The 323-nt window shown below is 65.3% G+C and carries 1 protein-coding gene; it reads left to right on the forward strand.

Translation table 11 applies throughout. The features are described from left to right. On the forward strand, window positions 1–323 hold a 323-nt coding region (locus tag IB255_RS30575; RefSeq protein WP_263866105.1), incomplete at both ends, for a contractile injection system protein, VgrG/Pvc8 family.

The raw sequence follows: 323 nt of genomic DNA on the forward strand, positions 1-323 counted from the left end.
TCTGGATGTCCTGGCCTTCAGCGGCGATGAAGCCCTCAGCCAACCCTTCACCTACCGCATCGAATTCACCAGCACCCACCGCGATCTCCCGGCCGACGCCTTCCTCTGCAAGGACGCCAGCTTCAGCCTGCGCGCGCCGCCCGAGCAGTTGGGCATTCCCGGCTACACGCCGCCAATCGCTCCACCCCTGCGCACGCTGTACGGCACGATCAGCCGCTTTTCCCTGCTGGCCATGTCACGGGACGAATCCCGCTACGAGGTGGTTTTTGTGCCCCGCTTTGCGTTGCTGGGCCTCGCCCGCCAGTACCGCCTCTACCAGAACC

This window comes from Pseudomonas sp. PDM22 (genome assembly GCF_014851965.1).
Lineage (GTDB): Bacteria > Pseudomonadota > Gammaproteobacteria > Pseudomonadales > Pseudomonadaceae > Pseudomonas.